The 18,104-nt window shown below is 59.4% G+C and carries 17 protein-coding genes; 10 read left to right on the top strand and 7 right to left on the bottom strand.

Features of this window, described 5'->3' with window-relative positions:
• Positions 1-7: 7 nt before the first annotated feature.
• Positions 8-748, bottom strand: coding sequence for a thioesterase II family protein (locus AC3IUF_RS09850; protein WP_489280936.1), 741 nt, complete (start codon positions 746-748; stop codon positions 8-10).
• A gap of 72 nt (positions 749-820) precedes the next feature.
• A complete protein-coding gene (locus tag AC3IUF_RS09845; protein ID WP_489280935.1) occupies positions 821-1,993 on the bottom strand; it encodes an MFS transporter in 1,173 nt (390 codons plus the stop codon).
• A gap of 241 nt (positions 1,994-2,234) precedes the next feature.
• Here AC3IUF_RS09845 and AC3IUF_RS09840 point away from each other — a divergent pair, with 241 nt between their 5' ends.
• The 3 genes from AC3IUF_RS09840 to AC3IUF_RS09830 all read left to right on the top strand — a co-directional run bounded on the left by AC3IUF_RS09840 (position 2,235) and on the right by AC3IUF_RS09830 (position 5,555).
• Entirely contained in the window at positions 2,235-3,035 is an 801-nt protein-coding gene (locus AC3IUF_RS09840) for a glucose 1-dehydrogenase (protein WP_489280934.1), read from the top strand.
• Positions 3,028-4,854, top strand: coding sequence for a glycoside hydrolase family 15 protein (locus AC3IUF_RS09835; RefSeq protein ID WP_489280933.1), 1,827 nt, complete (start codon positions 3,028-3,030; stop codon positions 4,852-4,854). Before AC3IUF_RS09840 ends, AC3IUF_RS09835 begins: the two co-directional genes overlap by 8 nt.
• A 311-nt stretch (positions 4,855-5,165) precedes the next feature.
• Positions 5,166-5,555: a hypothetical protein gene (locus AC3IUF_RS09830; protein WP_007917131.1), complete on the top strand. Its 390-nt coding sequence runs from the start codon at positions 5,166-5,168 to the stop codon at positions 5,553-5,555.
• Here the strand turns inward: AC3IUF_RS09830 and AC3IUF_RS09825 are convergent.
• Positions 5,527-6,159: a hypothetical protein gene (locus tag AC3IUF_RS09825; RefSeq protein WP_007917132.1), complete on the bottom strand. Its 633-nt coding sequence runs from the start codon at positions 6,157-6,159 to the stop codon at positions 5,527-5,529. The two genes, AC3IUF_RS09830 and AC3IUF_RS09825, sit on opposite strands and share 29 nt — an antisense overlap.
• A gap of 76 nt (positions 6,160-6,235) precedes the next feature.
• Positions 6,236-7,219, bottom strand: a complete 984-nt coding sequence (locus AC3IUF_RS09820) for a GlxA family transcriptional regulator (protein ID WP_123374781.1) — start codon at positions 7,217-7,219, stop codon at positions 6,236-6,238.
• 89 nt (positions 7,220-7,308) lie between these two features.
• On the opposite strand from AC3IUF_RS09820, the gene inhA reads away from it, so the two are divergent.
• The 4 genes from inhA (at position 7,309) to AC3IUF_RS09800 (ending at position 11,416) form a co-directional block, all read left to right on the top strand.
• Complete coding sequence (gene inhA, locus AC3IUF_RS09815; protein WP_414893380.1) at positions 7,309-7,995, top strand: isonitrile hydratase; 687 nt, start codon at positions 7,309-7,311, stop codon at positions 7,993-7,995.
• Positions 7,996-8,226: 231 nt separating this feature from the next.
• On the top strand, positions 8,227-9,018 hold the full coding sequence (locus tag AC3IUF_RS09810; RefSeq protein WP_007917138.1) for a CPBP family intramembrane glutamic endopeptidase: 792 nt from the start codon (positions 8,227-8,229) through the stop codon (positions 9,016-9,018).
• A 102-nt stretch (positions 9,019-9,120) separates the two neighbouring features.
• On the top strand, positions 9,121-10,686 hold the full coding sequence (locus AC3IUF_RS09805; protein ID WP_007917140.1) for a methyl-accepting chemotaxis protein: 1,566 nt from the start codon (positions 9,121-9,123) through the stop codon (positions 10,684-10,686).
• 205 nt (positions 10,687-10,891) lie between these two features.
• Positions 10,892-11,416, top strand: coding sequence for a hypothetical protein (locus tag AC3IUF_RS09800; protein ID WP_489280932.1), 525 nt, complete (start codon positions 10,892-10,894; stop codon positions 11,414-11,416).
• Between the two features lie 177 nt (positions 11,417-11,593).
• Here AC3IUF_RS09800 and AC3IUF_RS09795 read toward each other — a convergent pair whose 3' ends face one another.
• Both AC3IUF_RS09795 and AC3IUF_RS09790 read right to left on the bottom strand, forming a co-directional pair.
• On the bottom strand, positions 11,594-11,959 hold the full coding sequence (locus AC3IUF_RS09795; protein WP_463542647.1) for a DUF6124 family protein: 366 nt from the start codon (positions 11,957-11,959) through the stop codon (positions 11,594-11,596).
• A 605-nt stretch (positions 11,960-12,564) separates the two neighbouring features.
• The gene (locus tag AC3IUF_RS09790; protein ID WP_489280931.1) at positions 12,565-12,930 is read right to left on the bottom strand and encodes a DUF6124 family protein; all 366 of its coding nucleotides are present in this window, start codon (positions 12,928-12,930) and stop codon (positions 12,565-12,567) included.
• Positions 12,931-13,460: 530 nt separating this feature from the next.
• On the opposite strand from AC3IUF_RS09790, the gene AC3IUF_RS09785 reads away from it, so the two are divergent.
• Positions 13,461-14,603 carry an IS481 family transposase gene (locus tag AC3IUF_RS09785; RefSeq protein WP_489278862.1) on the top strand — a complete coding sequence of 381 codons (1,143 nt, stop codon included), beginning with the start codon at positions 13,461-13,463 and terminating at the stop codon, positions 14,601-14,603.
• 677 nt (positions 14,604-15,280) lie between these two features.
• On the opposite strand, the gene AC3IUF_RS09780 is transcribed toward AC3IUF_RS09785, so the two are convergent.
• On the bottom strand, positions 15,281-15,961 hold the full coding sequence (locus AC3IUF_RS09780; protein WP_489280930.1) for an alpha/beta family hydrolase: 681 nt from the start codon (positions 15,959-15,961) through the stop codon (positions 15,281-15,283).
• A gap of 95 nt (positions 15,962-16,056) precedes the next feature.
• Here AC3IUF_RS09780 and ccoN point away from each other — a divergent pair, with 95 nt between their 5' ends.
• On the top strand, positions 16,057-17,481 hold the full coding sequence (ccoN, locus tag AC3IUF_RS09775; protein ID WP_008082029.1) for a cytochrome-c oxidase, cbb3-type subunit I: 1,425 nt from the start codon (positions 16,057-16,059) through the stop codon (positions 17,479-17,481).
• 10 nt (positions 17,482-17,491) lie between these two features.
• Positions 17,492-18,100 carry a cytochrome-c oxidase, cbb3-type subunit II gene (ccoO, locus tag AC3IUF_RS09770; protein WP_003223389.1) on the top strand — a complete coding sequence of 203 codons (609 nt, stop codon included), beginning with the start codon at positions 17,492-17,494 and terminating at the stop codon, positions 18,098-18,100.
• The last annotated feature ends 4 nt before the right edge of the window (positions 18,101-18,104 follow it).

The following is an 18,104-nucleotide window of genomic DNA, read 5'->3' as shown; positions in this document are numbered from 1 at the left end:
AACCGCGCTAAAAGGCCGGCGCCGCTGCCTGGGCATGACGGCGGTGATGGACTTCCAGATGGGTCTTGATCGTGCGAATGACCCGGGCTTCGTGCTCATGAATGAAGAAGTGCCCACCGGTCATCATGTCCACGGAAAAACTGCCCAGGGTTTCCTTGCTCCAGCCGATCAGTTGCTCAGTGGTCGCGCGGTCTTCCTTGCCGCCCAGCACATGCACCGGACAATTGAGCAAGGGCCGCTGCGCCGGCGTGAAACGCCCGCACATCATGAAGTCGGCGCGCAGCACCGGCAGGGTCAGGCTCATCAGCTCTTTATTGGCCAGCACTTCTTCACTGGTGCCCTGAAAAGTGCGCAGTTGATCGATCAATTCCTCATCGCTGCGCGCTTCGGCAAAGCCGCGATCATAGTCACTGCGCAGGGTCGGCGCGGCCGTGCCGGAAGCGAACAGCGCCACCGGCTCCGGCGCACCGAGCTCGCGAAAAGCATGTGCCAGTTCGCACGCCAGCAGCGCACCGAGGCTATGCCCGAACAGCGCGTAAGGCGTTTGCAAGCCGGACTTGTGCTCGCGGGCCAATTGCCGGGCCAGCGCACGCATGTCGATTTGCAGGGGTTCGTCGAATCGGGCACCGCGCCCGGGCAATTCCACCGGTTGCAGGTGCAACCACGACGGCAGTTGGCGCCGCCAGCGGCTGTAGACCATGGCGCTGGCGCCCGAATAGGGCAGGCACAGCAGTGTCAGCTTTGTCACCGCGTTTACCTCAATAGGGTTATCTGTAAAAGAGAACGGATGAGGTGACGCGGGAATTAGTCGGTTGGCCGATCACTTCAGATGATGGAAACTCTGCACCGCCGACGCGAGGACTACTGCCCCGGCAGCAATCGCCAACCAAAAGCCGCTGCGTGCGCCGAAAGCATCGACCAGCGCGCCCGAACCAGCGGCGCCAATGGCAACGCCGATACTCAAACCAGTCACCAGCCAGGTCAGCCCTTCGGTGAGCTTGGCCGGCGGCACAATGCGTTCGACCAGTGCCATCGCGACAATCAAGGTTGGCGCGAAGAACAGGCCGGCAATGAATACTGCCAGCGCGAGGCCGATAATATTGCTCGCCAGCAACAGTGGCAGCGTCGTCACGGCCGTCGCCACCCCGCCATACAGAAACAATTGCGGCAACGGCAGTTTCGAGCGCATCGCCCCAAACGCAATCCCGGCCAGACACGAACCGATGGCATACACCGACAGCACAATGCTCGCCGCCGCCGGTTGCCCCTGTTGCTGAGCGAACGCGACGCTGACGACATCGACCACACCGACGATCACGCCCATGGCGATCATTAACGCCAGCAACAGCTGAATGTCCGTCGAACCAATGATTGAGCCGTGGTGCTCGAGGGCGTGCGGATGCACCGGCGGCTCGGTGCTGCGCTGAGCGACAAACGCCGTCACGCCGATCGCCAGCGCCAACAGCGCCGCCAGCGGCCCGGCCTCGGGGAACACCGCCACGCACAAGCCCACCGACAGCGGCGGACCGACAATAAAGCAGACTTCATCGAGTACCGACTCCAGCGCGTACGCCGTCTGCAGTTGTGGCTGGCCGCGATAGATTTCCGTCCAGCGCGCCCGCACCATCGCCGACATGCTCGGCATGCACCCGGCCAGCGCGGCGAAGACGAACAGCGTCCAGGTCGGTGCCTGCAAACGCGTGCACAGCAGCAACATCAACAGCGCCCCGCCGCCGATCAATGCCGATACCGGCAGAATCCGCCCCTGACCGAAGCGATCAACCAGCCGCGAAACCTGTGGCGCACAGAACGCCGTTGCCAGGGCGAACGTCGCCGCCACCGCACCGGCCAGCGCATACCCGCCCTTCAACTGCGAGAGCATGGTGATCACGCCGATACCGGTCATGGAGATCGGCATGCGCGCGATCATTCCGGCCAGCACAAAATTGCGTGCACCGGGGGCGTTGAACAATTCGCGGTAGGGGTTTGCCATGGGTTGCAGCCTCGTCAAGGGCCGCCAAGTTGCCATAGGGTCGCGAGGCGTGGAAGCGAGGAATTGTTGGTGGAATGTGAAGGCCTTGCAGATCAAAAGATCGCAGCGTGCCGCAGCTCCTACTGGAGATCGCATTCCATGTAGGAGCTGCGGCACGCTGCGATCTTTTGATCTTCGAGCTGAACTCTCATCGCTCGCCACCAGTCAGCTTTATAAGCCCTCACTCAAGGCGAGACCCCGCATGCACATCTCCCTCACCGGACAAACAGCCCTGATCACCGGCGCCAGTTCCGGCATCGGCCACGCGTGCGCAAAAGCCCTCGCCGCCGCCGGCGCCGCAGTAATCATCAACTACAACCGGCAGGCAGAACCAGCCGAGGCACTGGCCCGACAGATCATTGCCGATGGTGGCCGAGCCATCGCCATCCGCGCCGACGTATCAAAGGAAGACGAGGTTGAACGGCTGTTCACCGAAACCCTCGATGCCTTCGGTTCACTGGACATTCTGGTGGCCAACTCGGGTATGCAAAAAGACGCCGCCGCTGTGGATATGTCGCTGGACGACTGGAACGCAGTGATCGGCGTCAACCTCACTGGGCAGTTCCTCTGCGCCCGCGCTGCCCTGCGCATCTTCAATCGCCAAGGCATTCGTGAAGGCGTGTCCCGTGCGGCCGGCAAGATCATCCACATGAGTTCGGTGCACCAGCGCATTCCCTGGGCCGGTCACGTCAATTACGCCGCGTCCAAGGGCGGCGTCGACCAACTGATGCAGACCCTCGCGCAGGAAGTCAGCCACCAACGCATTCGTATCAACGGCATTGCGCCGGGGGCCATTCGCACGGCGATCAATCAAGACGCCACTGAAGGCGCTGCCGGCGAAAAGCTGCTTGAGCTGATTCCCTACGGACGCATCGGCGATGCTGAAGACGTCGCCAATGCGCTGGTCTTTCTCGCCTCCGACGCCTCCGATTACATCGTTGGCACCACCCTGTTCATCGACGGCGGCATGAGCCTCTATCCGGAGTTTCGCGGCAATGGCTGAGCATCACCTGGAACGACAAAGCCCGATCGACGCCCACGGCATCATCGGCGACATGCGCAGTGCGGCACTGATCAACGACCGTGGCAGCGTGGATTTTTTCTGCTGGCCGGAGTTCGACAGCCCGTCGATTTTCTGTTCGTTGCTGGACACCCCCGACGCGGGAATTTTCCAGTTGGCGCCAGACCTGCCCGATGCCCGCCGCGAGCAGATTTACCTGCCAGACACCAATGTTCTGCAAACTCGCTGGCTGAGTGAGCGCGCGGTAGTCGAGGTCACCGACCTGCTGCCGATCGCCGATAACGCAGACGATTTGCCGTTGCTGATGCGCCGGGTGCGCGTGGTCAGCGGTGAAGCGACCTTCCACGTGCGTTGCGCGGTGCGCCATGACTATGCCCGCGCCGCCACCCGCGCGCGGATGGACCAGCAAGCGGTGATCTTCAGTGCCGATGGCCAGCCATCGATGCGGCTGACCTCGGATCAACCACTGCACATCGAGACCGACGCAGCGGTAACCTCATTTACCTTGAAACAGGATCAGACAGCCGCGTTTCTGCTCGGCGGCGAAGACGATCCGCGCTTCGAGGAAGGCGCTGCGCAATTGTGCATGGAGCGCACGCTGAAGTTCTGGCGCGACTGGCTCGGGCAGTCACTCTATCGTGGACGCTGGCGCGAAATGGTCAACCGTTCAGCCCTTGCGCTCAAGTTGCTGACCTCGCGCAAACACGGCGCGATTCTCGCCGCCGCCACCTTCGGTCTGCCGGAAACGCCGGGCGGCGAGCGCAACTGGGATTACCGCTACACGTGGATCCGCGACGCCTCGTTCACGGTGTACGCGTTCATGCGTCTGGGCTTTGTCGGCGAAGCCAACGACTACATGGGCTGGCTGCGCGGACGGGTCAGCGATTGCCACGGGCAACCGATGAAACTGAATATTTTGTACGCCATTGACGGGCAACAGGAATTGCCGGAAACCGAACTGACCCATCTGTCCGGACACGGCGGCGCGCAACCGGTGCGCATCGGCAATGGCGCGTACGATCAGATCCAGCTCGACATCTTCGGCGAACTGATGGACGCGGTGTATCTGGTCAACAAATATGGCGACGCGATTTCCCACGAGGGCTGGCGACACGTGCGCGAAGTGGTCGATCAAGTCTGTGAAACCTGGCAGACCACGGACGTCGGCATTTGGGAAATGCGCGGTGAGCAACATCATTTTCTGCACTCGCGGCTGATGTGCTGGGTGGCGCTGGACCGGGCCATTCGCCTGGCTTCGAAACGCTCGCTGCCGGCCCCGTTTGCGCAATGGGACAAGACCCGGCAGGCGATTTACGCCGACATCTGGGACAACTTCTGGAACGAGGAGCGCGGGCATTTCGTCCAGTACAAGGGCGGCACGGCGCTGGATGGCTCGATGTTGTTGATGCCGCTGGTGCGTTTCGTCAGCGCCAAGGATCCGCGTTGGCTCGCGACCCTCGCGGCCATCGAAAAGACCCTGGTGCGCGACGGCATGGTTTACCGCTATCGCAATGACGACAGCAATATCGATGGCCTGGCCGGCACCGAAGGCGCCTTCGCTGCGTGCTCGTTCTGGTATGTCGAATGCCTGGCTCGCGCGGGGCAGGTGGAAAAAGCCCATCTGGAGTTTGAGCAATTGCTGCGCTATGCCAATCCGCTGGGCCTTTACGCCGAAGAGTTCGACGCCCATGGCCGGCACTTGGGCAATACCCCACAGGCATTGACGCATCTGGCGTTGATCAGCGCGGCGAGTTTTCTGGATCGGCGTTTGAGCGGGGAAAAGAGTGAGTGGCAGCCTTGAACTCGTCCGATTCTTCGTCAGCGTCTGTCAGATAAATCGCATTTTAAACGCCTCTTGTGGGAAGCCGGCCTACACGCCACACACATCACCCAGCGCCGAGTTTCGGCGCTGGGCCTTGCAGCGGTTACCTGCGGCGACACTTTGTGTAAATCAATGCCCGCAAAAAACTCACAAACACCACGCCAAGCTCCCCTCGTAACTTGCACTTACACCCCGAAATACCTTGTTGCCAGCGGTTACATCCGCCCCTACCATCCACCGCAACGGGCACAGCGGAGCTGTCCAACAAAACCCGAATTCAAGGAACCAGAATGAGCCAGCACGTCCAGCGCAACATCGCCGCCCCTCTTCGCACGGGCCTGACCCGCACCCAGCTCTGGGAAGCTGCCGACCAGGGTCTGATCAAATGCTGGGAAGTCGGCCGACAGCGCGCCGCGCGTTTCCCCCATATCGCCCAACAGTGCCTCGACGGTGAACTGCCGGTGCTCGGCTGGAAAGGTGGCGTGAGTCGCAGCCTGAAAAAGCTCGAAAAATACGGCTCGCTGAAATACCTGGCGCAGTGGCAAGGCTTGCGCGGCGAGGATCTGAATATTGATTTGAGTGAAGAGCGTTCGCTGACGTGCTCGCGGACGAAGATGGTGGTGACGTTTACCCCGGACCGGACGAAGTACTTTAATCAGATGGCGGAAGCCGAGGCTTAGCCGTACGGAAGTCCGCTCGGTAGCAATCCGGGAACAGCGCGCAGACGCCGTACTGGGCATCCAGATCGGCCATGTGCTGGTAAAACTGCTCAATTTCCCAGAACGTCTCATCCGCGACGGTGATCAAGTAGAAGTAACTGAGTTGATGATCATTGGGCAGCACCAGCGCAAACTCTGGCAGCGCGTCCATCCTCGGCGCATTGGCCAGCGCCGTGAGCATAGGTGTCGGCGCCTGGGACAACTGTTCGAAGTACTTCGCTTTATAAGCCGCCAGGCCGATAGCTTCGCCCTTGGCCCTGGCATCGATCAGTTGCGCCAGGTTGGCGCGGCGCTGCTGCCAGTACGCGGCTGGCAGGTCGACATTCATTTGTTGTTTATGCTTGGCCACTGCCTCATCTGCAGAGATTTGGCGTTTTGGTTCGCCCGGCTCGGCGGCGGCGCGTGCGTCGAGTTCCTTGAACGACAGCATGATCGTCGACTTGGCAAACATGCGCTCCATCAGTTCACGGCGTTGCGGGGTGTCCGGCAGTGACGGTGGCGGTGAAGCACAACCAGCCAGCATCGCGACGAATACCAGCAGAGCAAGCAGCGATTTGAGTGACATGCATCGTCCTTGAAGTCGGTCGGCAGAATTAGCTGTGCAGTCTATCTGAACCCGGAGATAGCCCCGCCGGAAATGCTCAAGGCATTACCGGATCTACTGCAGTGCTGAGCGAAAACCGCTCGCGATACGCCTGCGGCGTCACGCCAATCGCCCGTAGAAAGCTACGGCGCAAGGTTTCTTCACTGCCAAATCCGCAATTGGCCGCGATCCGTTTCACCGGCAGGCCGGTGTCGCTGAGCAAGCGCCGCGCCGTCTCGACACGGATCAGTTCAATCGCCCGCGCCGGGGTCTGGCCGGTGTCGGCACGATAATGGCGGACGAAACTGCGTTCGCTCATGCCCGCCTGCTCGGCAAGGGTCGGCACGCCAAGATCGCAGGTCAGGTTTTCGGCGATCCACGCGTGCAGTTCATCAAACCGATTGCCCTGATTCTGCAGTGACAGGGTCACGCTGAACTGCGATTGCCCACCGGGGCGCTTGAGGAACACCACCAGATGGCGGGCGACGTCCAGCGCGATGTCGCTGCCCAGATCTTCTTCGACCATCGCCAGAGCCAAGTCGATGCCGGCGGTGACACCTGCCGAGGTCCAGACCGGGCCGTCGTTGATGAAGATCGGATTGGCCTCGACTTGCAGTTTTGGGTGCTGCTGCGCCAGTTGTTCGCAGCGGGTCCAGTGGGTGACGACTCGGCGACCGTCAAGCCAGCCGCTGGCTGCCAGCAAAAACGCGCCAGTGCAGACCGAGGCCACGCGTCGACATTTGGCGGCGTGTTCGCGCACCCAATCCACCAGCGCCATGTCTTCAGCCGCCGGATAGATGCCCCAGCCACCGGCGATGATCAATGTGTCGCTGGGCGCTTCGGGCAACGGTTCGGCCAACACCGCCAGACCAGCCGACGACATCACCGCCCCGCCGCCGCTGGCAATCACGCTCGGCGCATACGGAATGGGCAAAAGGCGCTGACGGGCGATGTCGTTGGCCGAAGCGAATACCTGCAACGGCCCGGTGACGTCGAGAATCTGCATGTTGGCAAACGCGAGTACGTGGATGGCTTTGGGCATTTGGCGTAATTCGTGGGGTGATTGGCGTATGCGCCAGAACCTACGCGCCTACAGTGAAGCCGTCCACCCCTTTTCATGGAGCAAGAACAATGACGCTGCAGATCGGTTTTCTATTGTTTCCGCAGGTTCAGCAACTCGACCTGACCGGGCCGTACGACGTGCTCGCCTCGTTGCCGGGCGTGCAGGTGCATCTGATCTGGAAGGATCTGATGCCGGTCACCGCCAGCACCGGCCTGCTGCTGAAACCGACCATCACGTTTGAGGATTGTCCCAATCTGGATGTGATCTGTGTGCCCGGCGGTGGTGGCGTTGGGGCGTTGATGGAAGACCTAGTGACGCTGGACTTCATCAAGCGTCAGGCTGCTCAGGCGAAGTACGTGACATCGGTGTGCACCGGTTCGCTGGTGCTCGGCGCCGCGGGCCTGCTGCAAGGCAAACGCGCGACCACGCATTGGGCGTATCACGATCTGCTGCCGACGCTGGGCGCGATCGCGGTGAAGGATCGGGTGGTGCGTGACGGCAATCTGTTTACCGGCGGCGGGATTACGGCGGGGATCGATTTTGCCTTGGTGTTGGCGGCTGAGTTGGTGGATGCCGACACCGCGCAACTGATCCAGTTGCAACTGGAATATGCGCCGGCGCCGCCGTTCAACGCGGGCAGCCCGGAGACTGCGCCGGGGGCGATTGTCGATGAGGCCCGTTTGCGCGCCGCGCCATCGCTGAAGCTGCGCACGGAAATCACCGAGCGTGTGGCCGCGAAACTTAACCTGCACTGATTCCCAGCCATCCACAAAACCCTGTGGGAGCTGGCTTGCCAGCGATAGCGGTGGACCAGTCGATGAAGATGTCGGCTGTGCAGGCCTCATCGCTGGCAAGCCAGCTCCCACAGGGGACCAGTGTTGGTCACAGGTTCGCGCACTGTCCCGGTTTGCCACCACACCTTCACTTGTCCCCACGCCCCCACCCGTGTAGAAAGCCCTTCCACAAAATTTGCACAGGGACTTTCGATGAAGGCTTTGCCATGGCTCTATCTGGCGCTTCTCAGCCTCGGTTACGGATGGGCGCTGAGTTACGGTCACCTTGGCTGGCTGGCGTTGATTTCCGTTGGCCTGCTGGTATTCGCAGGCTTTGCCGTGCGCCAACAACAGGTGCCGGTCGCACGTTTTCTCGGCCATGGCCTGTTTATCGTGCTGGCTTTGGCGCTGGCCCTGCATTGGCTGCCGGGTTTCGCCAACGGTCGCGCCATCGACCCGCAGCGCTTCACCGACAACGCCGTGCCGTTTTCGATGTACCTGAATCTCGACAAACCACTGATTGGCTTCTGGCTGTTGCTGGTCTGCCCGTGGATTGTCGGGCGACGTTCGTTACGTCTGAGCGTGTACGCCACCGCCCTCGCCCTGACGCTGAGCGCAGTTCTGGCCCTTGGCGGTGCGCTGTTGCTGGGTGTGATTGCCTGGGCGCCGAAGTGGCCGGATCAGGCGTGGCTGTGGGTGCTGAACAACCTGCTGCTGGTGACTTTGGTCGAGGAAGCGCTGTTTCGCGGCTATATACAGGGCGGCCTCAGCCAGCGCTTCAAACACCTGCCGTACGGTGAAAACCTCGCCCTGCTGCTGGCCTCGCTGCTGTTTGGTCTGGTGCATGCCGGCGCGGGCTGGACGTGGGTGTTACTGGCGGGTCTGGCGGGTGTCGGCTATGGTCTGGCCTACCGTTTTGGCGGGCTCGGCGCGGCGATCGCCACGCATTTCGGCCTGAACCTGCTGCATTTCGGTTTGTTCACCTATCCGATGCTCGCTGGCTGAAGCAAGCGCCGTTTTGCGACGCTGTGCTGATTATTGAAAAAAAATTTCAATAAAAAGCTGTCACCGCCGACAACCTTTCAAAGCCTTGCGGATTGAAAAACCATGCGTAACAACCAGCCCATTACACAACGCGAACGGACTTTCCCGGCTCAGCAGCGGTTGATCTCCACAACCGACGCCAAGGGCGTGATCACCTACTGCAACGACGCCTTCGTCGAGATCAGCGGGTTTTCGCGTGAAGAACTGATCCGTGCGCCGCACAACCTGGTCCGTCACCCCGACGTCCCGGCGGCGGTGTTTTCGCACATGTGGGGCACACTGAAACAAGGCTTGCCATGGATGGGCATTGTCAAGAATCGCTGCAAGACCGGTGACCATTACTGGGTTAACGCCTATGTAACACCGGTGTTCGACGGCAATCAGGTAGTCGGTTACGAGTCGGTGCGGATCAAACCCACCGCCGAACAGATCCGCCGTGCCGAAGCGCTCTACCAACGCATCAACCAAGGCAAGTCGGCGATCCCTTCCAGCGACAAATGGCTGCCGGTGCTGCAAGACTGGCTGCCGTTCATTCTGGTCAGCCAACTGAGCTTCGTGATCGGCGCGACCCTGAACTCGCAGTGGGGCTTCGCCCTCGCCGCCGGTCTTTCGGTGCCGCTGGGTCTGATGGGCCTGCAATGGCAGCAACGCGGGCTCAAACGCCTGCTGCGCCTGGCCGAGCAAACCACTTCCGACCCGCTGATCGCGCAGATGTACACCGACAGCCGTGGCGCCCAGGCGCGTCTGGAAATGTCGATTCTCAGCCAGGAAGCACGCCTGAAAACCTGCCTGACCCGACTGCAGGACACCGCCGAACACCTGACCGATCAGGCCAAGCAATCCGACCGACTGGCACACAGCAGCTCGACCGGCCTGGAACGTCAACGCGTGGAAACTGAACAAGTCGCCACCGCCGTCAACCAGATGGCCGCGACCACTCAGGAAGTGGCGAGCCACGTGCAGCGCACCGCTGACGCGACTCAAGAAGCCAATCGCCTGACCGGTCGCGGTCGTGACATCGCCGGCGAAACCCGCGAAGCCATTCAGCGCTTGTCCGTGGTCGTCGGCGAAACCGGCCTGACCGTGACCCAACTGGCCAAGGACAGCGACGAAATCGGCGGCGTGGTCGATGTGATCAAAGGCATCGCCGACCAGACCAACCTACTGGCACTGAACGCTGCGATCGAAGCCGCGCGTGCCGGTGAGATGGGCCGTGGCTTTGCCGTGGTGGCTGACGAAGTGCGTCAACTGGCGCAACGCACCAGCGAATCGACCGGGCAGATTCATGCCCTGATCGCCAAGTTGCAGCAGACGGCTTCGAGTGCCGTGCAAACCATGGAAGCCGGGCATCGTCAGGCTGAAGAAGGTGTGGCGCGAGTGCTGGAAGCGGATCAGGCGTTGGTCGGGATCAGTGAAGCGGTGGCCAACATCACCGACATGACCACGCAGATTGCTGCGGCGACGGAAGAGCAAAGTGCGGTGGCTGAAGAGATCAGCCGCAACATCAGCAATATTTCGGAGCTGGCGGATCAGACTTCCGAGCAGGCGCATAACTCGGCGTTGCTGAGTGAAGAACTGACGAAGACGGCTAACACGCAATACTCGTTGGTGGAGCGGTTTAACCGCTGATTGTTCTAGCAGGATAAAAAAACCGGACAGCGAAAGCTTCCGGTTTTTTATTACCTGAAAAAAAGAAAAAGGCGAAAATGCACATTCCGCGAACTTTGTCTAGCTGACAACTCTGACAGTAGACAACATTCTAACAACTGAATATCTATGAAATACCGCTCGATCAATCGACGGGATACCCCCTACGAGACAGAAGGATTTCATCGTGAACTTCAGAGATTTTTATAACGAAGACAACACCCCTCAGACAAATAACTTCGAAACAGAGGACAACGAATTTCAGTGGCAGATCGATTCTTTATTCACCGAAGCGCAAAGAACATTATTCTATAAATCAAGCACGACAACTAACAACTTATGGATATTTTACGGCTCCGTAGGCTCCGTCGACTCAGAGAATCTTTTTGGTTTTATGCTCGCAGTGCCGTATATCAACGAAGACATACTGAAAGACACTTATACACTTGCAACGGGCTTGTACTGTGACCACAGACATTCAATCAATAAGGGCGGACTGAAAGGCTGGCGAGTTATCCCAGCGGGTGATGCGATATTGAGCATTAAGCTTGATCCTGTACAAGGGACTGTTGAAGGTGAATTCGAAGCGACATTTACAAAAACAAAACCCGACGACACGCTCGAACAAATAAGACCCAAAGGTACTTTCAATTTAAAAAGAGATGACTTGAAAGCCAAACAGTATTTTGAGGCATTGCCGGATACTGTTTGATGTACCGCAAAGAAATAGCGGGAAGTTGGCCTGTGATTTTTTGGTGTTGTCTGTGATGCCGCTTTCGCGAGCAGGCTCGCTCCTACATTAGATATGCGGTGGTCACAGATATGTGCCCGACAACAATCCCCTGTAGGAGTGAGCCTGCTCGCGATGCGGCCATAACAGCCAGTTAAATTATTGAGGCAACTTCAGCTTATCCAGCAGCCGATTGACCAACAGCTCGATGAGCATGATCACCTGTTGTAGCGCCAGCAACGGTTTGCGCTCCGGGCCGCCGATTGAGTTGGCGATGTTGCCGGCCATGGCGTGGGCGTATGAAAGCGACTCGCTAGCCTCGACCAGGAGGGTTTCGTCATCCAGCGTGGGGTCGACGAGATAGACGGGGCGAAACTTGGGCGAGCTTGGTGGAGCACCCAGGGCTTCGGGTCGGAGGTAGTAGTCGAGGGCGCGGTCGGTTGCTTCTTTGATCTTTTGCGGGCTGAGCGCTGGGTCGTGGGGGATTGGATCAGTGGCTGGAGGGTTGGGCGTGATTTTGAACATGGATGAAACTCCTATCGCAGTTTAAGGAACCATCACCCTCGCTACCAAACGAGTGGGTGGTGGCCGTACGCGGGTTGGTAGACCGGCTGCAATAGGAACCCGGCGCTCACGAGTGAGCCCCACGCATGACCACCATTGAACTGGGCCTCTACAAAGAGACAGAACAGGGTGTTGCCACACGGCTATTACAGACGGGCTACCAAACCCGATCACTGATTTGCAGTGACAGGCAAACGATATAGCCCGGCCCATAGCCGCGTAAGCCGGCGGATTCTGGCGTACGCGTAGGTAACGGCGCAAGGTGTTGTAGGCCCGATGGCGTAACGGATTGTGTGATTTAAACGTGCTTACAGGATTGCGTTTGCGGGCAGAAAAAGCGCGAAGTCGGGCTGTGATTTTAATGTTTTCTGTGATGCCGCTTTCGCGAGCAAGCTCGCTCCCACATTTGGACCGGGTGCATCAGTGAGAGGTTGGTTAGTCGTCAGGCCGTCATCGCGAGCAGGCTCGCTCCTACATTGGATATGCGGTGGTCACAGATATGTGCCCGACAACAATCCCCTGTAGGAGTGAGCCTGCTCGCGATGCGGCCATAAGAGCCAGCGAAATTACTGAGGCAACTTCAGCTTATCCAGCAGTCGATTGACCAACAGTTCGTTGAGCATGATCACCTGTTGCAGCGCCAGCAACGGTTTGCGCTCCGGGCCGCCTATCGAGTTGGCGATGTTGCCGGCCATGGCGTGGGCGTATGAAAGCGACTCGCTAGCCTTGACCAGGAGGGTTTCGTCATCCAGCGTGGGGTCGACGAGATAGACGGGGCGAAACTTGGGCGAGCTTGCTGGAGCACCCAGGGCTTCGGGTCGGAGGTAGTAGTCGAGGGCGCGATCCGTCGCTTCTTTTGTCTTTTGAGACTCAAGCGCTGGGTCGTGAGGGGTTGGGTCGATGCCCGGAGGGTTTGGCGTGGCTTTGAACATAAATATCTAATTCCTGATCAAGGGCCGCGACCGTTCTCTACTAAAAGAAGGGTGGCGGCTGTGCGCAGGTTAGTAGACCGGAGGAATTAGCAAGACCGGCGCGCTCGAAAGCGCCCTGAGCACAGCCACCATTGAGTACAGGCAGATGCGCCTGACTTTATGGGACCTATGCACTTACTAAAACCATACGAGCTACTAAACCCGACCACTGATGGGCAGTGGCAGGCAAACGATATAGCCCGCGCTATGGTCGTGTAAGCCGGCGGATTCTGGCGTACGCGTAGGTAACGGCGCAAGGTGTTGTAGGCCCGATGGCGTAACGGCTCGTGTACTTTAAACACGTCCACAAAATCATGTTTACGCACAAGAAATGCTGGGTAGTGAGCGCTACCAGTTCTTGATCGTGCCAGCAGAATCGCCCCTCACCCTAGCCCTCTCCCTGTATGTACCGGAGACATGGTGGACAGGTGTTCGGAGACATGGTGGACACATTTTAATAGACACATTGCTTATCGCGAAGGAGATGGCCTGTGTCTTGGGAAGAGGTGTCCACCGTGCAGCTTCGTTCAGAATTCGTGCTGTTGGCTCGGCAAGAAGGGGCCAATGTTCGGCAGCTTTGCCGTCGATTCAATATCAGCCCAAGCACTGCCTACAAATGGCTCAACAGGTTTGAAAACCTCGGTGCTCAAGGGTTGATCGATCAGTCTCGACGACCGAAGACGTCACCCAAACGCTGCGCTGATGAGGTTGAGCAGCAGATTTTGACCGTGAGTCAGGAGTACGCCGCTTGGGGCGCTCGCAAGCTCAAGCGCGTGTTGGAAGACGACGGCAAAGTGATGCCCTCTGTCAGCACCGTGCATGCGGTTTTACAGCGTCATTCGCGCGTTGATCCAAAGGCTGCCGAGGTCAAACCGTTTATCCGGTTCGAGCACGAGGCGCCCAACGATCTTTGGCAGATCGACTTCAAAGGCCATATCAGCCTGAAACACGGACGTTGCCATCCGCTGACGATACTGGACGATCACTCACGGTTCTCACTGTGCATCGCTGCGTGCGCCAATGAGCAGCGCCGAACCGTCCAGGAGCAACTAATGCGGGCCTTTCGGCGCTACGGTCTGCCTCTGCGCATGACGATGGACAACGGTTCGCCATGGGGTGACCAGACCGGCGTTTATACCGCGCTGGAGGTCTGGCTGATGAGCCAGGGCATCAAGGTCGGCCACTCCCGACCTTATCACCCGCAAACCCAGGGAAAGCTGGAGCGCTTCCACCGCAGTCTGAAAAGGGAAGTCCTGCAAGGCCAACTCTTCATCGATCTGGACGATGCACAACGGGCGTTTGATATCTGGCGTGATATCTACAACCAGAAGCGCCCGCATCAAGCGCTGGACATGCAGGTTCCTGCTACTCGCTACAGCAGCAGCCCACGGGAATACCAGGAGCAACCAGCGGCACCTGAGTACGACGATGGGGATGTGGTCAGGAAGGTTCAGGTGAAAGGAGAGATCTACTGGAGGAACCGTGAATACTCAGTTGGAAAGGCTTTTCACGGGAGGTCAGTAGCTATCCGGGAAACGACGGAGGACGGCATCCACGATGTCTACTGGAGTAGACATCGTATCGCCCGAATCGACTTGAACTTGCAGATCGTGACGGCAGGTAAGAAGATCTAAAACCGTCCACTATGTCTCCGAACATGTGTCCACCATGTCTCCGGTACATACACTCCCAGAGGGAGAGGGGACTGATCGAGGTGTTGGGGTAAGGTACGCCGACGTGCGATACCGAGTTGAACTCAGATTCTGAAAAGCTCAAAAATCGGCTCCCTCTCCCTCGGGAGAGGGCTGGGCGGGCGGCGTTCCGATGAGGGGCAAGAGCACCACAAAACCAAAGCCGAACACCGCTTTTCACCACTCAATAGGCCGAGTGTCAGCTCGCCTGCTTTTGATCTTGATCCACGGGCGACGTCGGAAGGCTGAGTGGAGGGATTGATCCGGGGGTGGGAGCGCAGCGACCGTTTGGCGAAGCCAAACACAGCGAGAGGAGGTGCAGCGAAGCAAACCGTAGGCGCTGCGCCCGGATCGATCCCGGAGCGAAGGAACCCCGAGCCTTAGCGAGCGGGCCGGACGTAGGAGCAAGCCTTTTGGGTTACCTTTTCGGCGTTTGGAAAAGGTGACCCGCCGTAAGGGCGGAACCCTGAGCGGCCTTTACCGCAGCAACGGATATGTACCCAAAACGAAAAACTGTGTCGTAGCTGAAATCGATCCCCCTCACCCCAGCCCTCTCCCCCATGGGGGCGAGGGGGAAGGGAGCAGATCTTCATGCAGTTCAAAATCTCAGCCCGGCTCGGTCACTTGCTGAGAAACTCGGCTACTTTCTGCGCGGCGCTGGCCAAATGCTGTTCATGGGTAAAACCTGAAGCCTTGAGCGGTTTCAAATCATGATTCCCGGCCACCAGCCAAAAAACCTTGATACTCGGCGATAACGTATACGCCTCAACCGCCTCCCGATTGCCCAGCGCATCCCGCTCGCCTTGCACAATCAACGTCCGAGTCTGCAAAGAAGCCAAATGCTCAACCCGAGGCTTCTCCGGCTTACCCACCGCATAAAACGGATATCCCAGACACACCAGCGCATCAGCCCCCAACTCATCAGCAAGCAGACTCGCCATCCGCCCACCCATCGACTTCCCGCCAATGGCCAAAACCCCAGCGACATGACGCCGCACCTCGGCATACACCTCACGCCAACATTCCTGCAGTTTCGCAGCAGGATTCGGCGGCCGCTTCACCCCATCCACCCGCCGCTGTGCCATATACGCAAACTCAAACCGCAACACATTCACCCCAAGCCCGGCAAGGCGCCCAGCCATATCATTCATCCAGTCACTGTCCATCGGCGCCCCCGCCCCATGCGCCAGGATCAACGTCGCAGAAACTTCACCATTGGCGGCATCCCAAAGCCACCCATGATCACGCACGCACTGCGCCCATTGATCCCCGTCAATACTGGCCTTGTGCTGTTTGTCCATGCTTGCCTCGCTTTTAGTCTGCCTATAACTCCAGACGAAGGATTCGCGGCGTTTCTCGCGCGCGCTCACTTCGGCTGAACCGTGGATGGGGAACCATGAACACTTCTATCAGTACCGCCTACAACTACAAGGTGGTCCGCCAATTCGCCATTATGACGGTGGTGTGGGGCATCGTCGGCATGGGCCTCGGGGTTTTTCTCGCGGCCCAATTGGTCTGGCCCGAACTCAACTTCAATTTGCCCTGGACCAGTTTCGGCCGTCTGCGCCCGCTGCACACCAACGCGGTGATCTTCGCGTTCGGTGGCTGTGCGCTGTTCGCCAGTTCGTTCTACTCGGTGCAACGCACCTGCCAGACCCAGTTGTTTGCACCAAAAATCGCCGCGTTCTGCTTCTGGGGCTGGCAGTTGGTGATCCTGCTGGCGGCGATCAGCCTGCCACTGGGTTACACCAGTTCCAAGGAATACGCTGAGCTGGAATGGCCGATCGACATCCTGATCACCATCGTCTGGGTCGCCTACGCCATCGTGTTCTTCGGCACGATCATGCAGCGCAAGACCAAGCACATTTATGTGGGCAACTGGTTCTTCGGCGCGTTCATCATCACCGTGGCGATTCTGCACATCGTCAACAACCTTGAGTTGCCGGTGAGTTTCACCAAGTCGTACTCGGTGTACGCCGGTGCAACCGACGCGATGGTGCAATGGTGGTACGGCCACAACGCCGTAGGCTTTTTCCTCACCGCCGGTTTCCTCGGGATGATGTACTACTTCGTGCCGAAACAGGCCGAGCGTCCGGTGTATTCGTATCGCCTGTCGATCGTGCACTTCTGGGCCTTGATCACCCTGTACATCTGGGCCGGCCCGCACCACTTGCACTACACCGCGCTGCCGGACTGGGCACAGTCGCTGGGCATGGTGATGTCGCTGATCCTGCTGGCACCGAGCTGGGGCGGCATGATCAACGGCATGATGACCCTCTCGGGCGCCTGGCATAAGTTGCGCAGCGACCCGATCCTGCGCTTCCTCGTGGTCTCGCTGGCGTTCTACGGCATGTCGACCTTCGAAGGTCCGATGATGGCGATCAAGACCGTCAACGCCCTCTCCCACTACACCGACTGGACCATCGGCCACGTACACGCCGGCGCCCTCGGTTGGGTGGCGATGATTTCGATCGGCGCGCTGTACCACATGATCCCGAAAATCTTCGGCAAGGCGCAGATGCACAGCGTCGGTTTGATCAACGCGCACTTCTGGCTCGCGACCATCGGCACCGTGCTCTACATCGCCTCGATGTGGGTCAACGGCATCGCCCAAGGCCTGATGTGGCGCGCAGTGAACGAGGACGGCACGCTGACCTACTCCTTCGTCGAAACCCTGGTGGCCAGCCATCCAGGCTTCGTCGTGCGGCTGATTGGCGGGGCGATCTTCCTCAGCGGCATGTTCCTGATGGCTTACAACACCTGGCGCACCGTGCGGGCCTCGCAGCCTGCTGACGTCGTTGCTGCCGCGCAGATGGCCTGAGGAGTCCGCCATGAAACACGAAACGATTGAAAAGAACGTCGGCCTGTTGATGTTGCTCATGGTGTTCGCCGTGAGCATCGGCGGCCTGACCCAGATCGTCCCGCTGTTCTTCCAGGACGTTACCAACAAACCGGTGGAAGGCATGAAGCCCTACACCGCGCTGCAACTGGAAGGCCGCGACATCTACATCCGCGAAGGCTGCGTCGGTTGCCACTCGCAGATGATCCGCCCGTTCCGCGCCGAAACCGAGCGCTACGGGCACTACTCGGTTGCGGGCGAAAGCGTTTGGGATCACCCGTTCCTGTGGGGCTCGAAACGTACCGGTCCGGACCTCGCCCGGGTCGGCGCGCGTTACTCGGATGACTGGCACCGCGCGCACTTGTACAACCCGCGCAACGTCGTACCGGAATCGAAAATGCCGGCCTACCCATGGCTGGTCACGCAAGCGGTCGACAGCAGCCACACCGAAACCAAGCTCAAGACCATGCGCACCCTCGGCGTGCCGTACACCGACGACGACATCAGCGGCGCGGTGGCCAGCCTCAAGGGCAAGACCGAAATGGACGCCCTCGTCTCCTACCTGCAAGTGCTCGGCACTGCGATCAAGAGCAAGAGGTGAGCAC

The organism is Pseudomonas sp. KH_040 (assembly GCF_057839305.1).
The sequence above is the reverse complement of the archived record's forward strand: the minus strand, read 5'-3'. Positions and strand labels throughout refer to the sequence as shown.

Coding starts and splice junctions, on each gene's coding strand:
- AC3IUF_RS09810 (WP_007917138.1), top strand. CDS start 8,227: ATGAAGGCTTTGCCATGGCTCTATCTGGCGCTTCTCAGCCTCGGTTAC.
- AC3IUF_RS09830 (WP_007917131.1), top strand. CDS start 5,166: ATGAGCCAGCACGTCCAGCGCAACATCGCCGCCCCTCTTCGCACGGGC.
- AC3IUF_RS09825 (WP_007917132.1), bottom strand. CDS start 6,159: ATGTCACTCAAATCGCTGCTTGCTCTGCTGGTATTCGTCGCGATGCTG.
- inhA (WP_414893380.1), top strand. CDS start 7,309: ATGACGCTGCAGATCGGTTTTCTATTGTTTCCGCAGGTTCAGCAACTC.
- AC3IUF_RS09805 (WP_007917140.1), top strand. CDS start 9,121: ATGCGTAACAACCAGCCCATTACACAACGCGAACGGACTTTCCCGGCT.
- AC3IUF_RS09795 (WP_463542647.1), bottom strand. CDS start 11,959: ATGTTCAAAATCACGCCCAACCCTCCAGCCACTGATCCAATCCCCCAC.
- AC3IUF_RS09840 (WP_489280934.1), top strand. CDS start 2,235: ATGCACATCTCCCTCACCGGACAAACAGCCCTGATCACCGGCGCCAGT.
- AC3IUF_RS09820 (WP_123374781.1), bottom strand. CDS start 7,219: ATGCCCAAAGCCATCCACGTACTCGCGTTTGCCAACATGCAGATTCTC.
- AC3IUF_RS09790 (WP_489280931.1), bottom strand. CDS start 12,930: ATGTTCAAAGCCACGCCAAACCCTCCGGGCATCGACCCAACCCCTCAC.
- AC3IUF_RS09780 (WP_489280930.1), bottom strand. CDS start 15,961: ATGGACAAACAGCACAAGGCCAGTATTGACGGGGATCAATGGGCGCAG.
- ccoN (WP_008082029.1), top strand. CDS start 16,057: ATGAACACTTCTATCAGTACCGCCTACAACTACAAGGTGGTCCGCCAA.
- AC3IUF_RS09835 (WP_489280933.1), top strand. CDS start 3,028: ATGGCTGAGCATCACCTGGAACGACAAAGCCCGATCGACGCCCACGGC.
- ccoO (WP_003223389.1), top strand. CDS start 17,492: ATGAAACACGAAACGATTGAAAAGAACGTCGGCCTGTTGATGTTGCTC.
- AC3IUF_RS09845 (WP_489280935.1), bottom strand. CDS start 1,993: ATGGCAAACCCCTACCGCGAATTGTTCAACGCCCCCGGTGCACGCAAT.